The sequence below is a fragment of the Phenylobacterium sp. genome (genome assembly GCF_035276905.1).
Lineage (GTDB): Bacteria > Pseudomonadota > Alphaproteobacteria > Caulobacterales > Caulobacteraceae > Phenylobacterium.
The window spans coordinates 1-2,539 of record NZ_DATELG010000021.1 but is presented as its reverse complement, the minus strand read 5'-3'; the positions used below and the strand labels follow the sequence as shown (position 1 = coordinate 2,539).

The window sequence follows — 2,539 nt, the reverse complement described above, 5'->3', positions numbered from 1 at the left end:
ATGGTGGGAGACGAATCGGAGAGTATCTACTCCCAGCATGTTGCGCGTTGACTATGACCGGTGGGGCCAAACACCGGAAGACCTGCGTCAGTTGGCCACCAGCGCTGCCCATCAGCGCACCCGCGAGCGCTTCCTGGCGCTTTACGAGGTCACCCAGGCGAGCTGCGCGACGCAGGTGGCGGCCCGCACTCGTCGCCACCCGCAGACCGTGATGGAGTGGCTGCACCTCTACAATGCGGGCGGCCCCGAGGCGCTGATCTTCCGGCGCACGGGTGGTCGCCGCCCCCTTTTTGCCCCGCGATCGAGGCCAGCCTCGGCGAGGTTGTCCACGCCGCCCAGCAGACCGCGGCGGCGCCGCCGCTCGCCGGGGCTGACCCGGCGCCACGCTGGACCTTGCGGCGTCTGGTCGGCTGGGTCGAGGCGAGGTTTGGTCGCCGCTGCTGCCGCGAGACGATCCGCCGCGCCCTGCATCGCTTGAAGCTGTCGTGGAAGAAGGCCCGCAAGCTGCTCGGCCGGGCCGACCCGCAGCAGCGAGAGGCCTTCATCACGCAAGTGCAGAATCTGCTGGCCGGTGCCCAGCACGACCGCCACCTCCTGGTCTACCTCGACGAGGCGCACATCCATCAGGATGCCGATCTTGGCTATGGCTGGGCGGCGCGCGGCCAGCGCTTCTGGGTGGCCTCGCATTCGCCGCGCCTGGCCGACAAGCTCTCCTTCTACGGCCTCTACCTCTACAACGAGGGTGAGGTGCGGCTCTGGCCCTACGCTCGCGCCAACGGCGCGAACACCATCGATGTCCTGCACCGGCTGCGGGCCGAATGGCCCGACCAGCCGCTCATGCTGGTGTGGGACGGCGCGCCCTATCACCGCGCCCAGGCGGTACGCGAGGCCGCCACGGCATTGCAGATCGAACTCGTGCCCTTGCCGGGCTACAGCCCCGACTTCATGCCGGTCGAGGCGCTCTGGCGATGGCTGCGCGAGGACGTCACCTACCACCACTGCCATCGTACCGCCGAGGACCTCAGCCGCCGCGTCGCCGCCTTTGAGGCGCGGCTCAATCAGCACCCCTGCACCGTCGCCGACCGCCTCTGGGTCAAGGATCGGCTCGACCCCGAAGAGGAGAAACTACGGTTCTCGAAGTAGACGCGGTTTAGGTCGCAGATTTCGGCCGGCCTGCCGTCATTATGGTGGTGGCTTCTCTGCCCGATAAAGGAGGATTATCAGAGGTCTGGAGTTTCGAGTTCCTCTGGACGCGCCTCATCGACGGCCGCGGTCTGATCGGGCTGTTCGGATCGGTCGGAGGCAGTTGGAGAAGGCCTTTGAGCAAGGCTCATGCTGCGGCGGCTTGTTCAGGTGGTCCGGTGCCACGGAGCGGTCCCGATTTGCCGCGGGTTGTGGGCACGAGGCGGAACGCCTCGAAATCGCGGAACCGACGGGCGAGCGCATCCTTGAGCAAACCCGGCGTCAGCGTCGCTGCCTTGCGCCAGCCACCAGGCCGGACCAAGGCGAGGGTTTCTGGCTCCGCCTTGGCGGTGAGCAGGACCAGCAGGGCGCGGCCGATCTGGACCAAGTGCAGCCAGCGCAGCAGGACCGCCCGGCTTCGCTGCCACATCGCGCCCATGCCGTCGGTGAGCTTGAGGGCGGCGAACAGCGGCTCCACGGTCCAGCGGTTCGCGTACGCTTCGACGACCTCGACGGCCGACAGGGTGGGGTCGGTCGACAGCAGCAGGCGCTGCTTCGCCCAACCACCGCCGCGCTTCTGCAGTTCACACCAGACCGCCTGTACGATGACGCCGCGGAGAAACCGGGGGCGGCAGACAAGGTGGCGCAGGCGAACCATCCGGCCGTCATAGCCACCGATGCGGTGGTGCGAGACCGGCAGCTGCGCCACCGCCGCCGCGCCGAGCTTGGCGCCATACAGCCTCGAGCGCCCGCGCCGACCGGGTGCCCGCGGCGGCGGCAGCGCGAACAGGGCCGTGTCGCGCCTGACCTGACCGACGACGGTATGGCCACGCCGCATCGCGGCCCGGACCACTGAGCCGCGCATGTACCAAGCGTCGAGCAGCAGACACAGGGGACCAAGGCGATCGCCAACCGCCCGCAGCAAGGTCTTGGCCAAGGCGATCTTCCCGGCATGACCGACGCCGCGGCACAGGCCGGTCAGGATCGGAACCGAGCGCGGCCGGTCGCGGCATGGCACGACGGTGCAAAGCGTGACGAAGGCCTGGCACAGCAGGAAGGTCGGGCGGTTCGTCTTCCTCGCATGGTCAAACCGCACGGCAGCGCCGGGCGCCTTGGCCGAGCACCGCGGCGCCAGCGTGTCGTCGATGATGCCGAAGCGTCGCGGCTCGCAGCTCTCACGGCGGACGATGCCGCACAACGCGGCAACCAGGCCGAGCAACCGGAAGCGGCCTCGCGCCAGCATCCGTTGGTAGGCCTGCCAGCCCAGCCGGGGCGCCAACGCCAGGACCGCCCGCGTCACCGGTACACCCTGGGCCAGCATCGCGCCGACTAGCAGCTCCGCATGGGTGCTCCGGGC

2 protein-coding genes and 1 pseudogene are annotated in these 2,539 nt (G+C 69.2%); 2 read left to right on the top strand and 1 reads right to left on the bottom strand.

The window, feature by feature from the left end; genetic code table 11:
* Positions 1-37: 37 nt before the first annotated feature.
* Positions 38-268: pseudogene (locus VJS38_RS20955) on the top strand (helix-turn-helix domain-containing protein); the annotation flags it as partial.
* Complete coding sequence (locus tag VJS38_RS00710; RefSeq protein WP_414692398.1) at positions 217-1,143, top strand: IS630 family transposase; 927 nt, start codon at positions 217-219, stop codon at positions 1,141-1,143. The pseudogene VJS38_RS20955 and the gene VJS38_RS00710, both read left to right, overlap by 52 nt.
* Before the next feature lie 187 nt (positions 1,144-1,330).
* On the opposite strand, the gene VJS38_RS00705 is transcribed toward VJS38_RS00710, so the two are convergent.
* Positions 1,331-2,539 (bottom strand): IS701 family transposase (locus VJS38_RS00705; protein WP_324086236.1); only part of this gene is annotated, 1,209 nt, incomplete at its 5' end.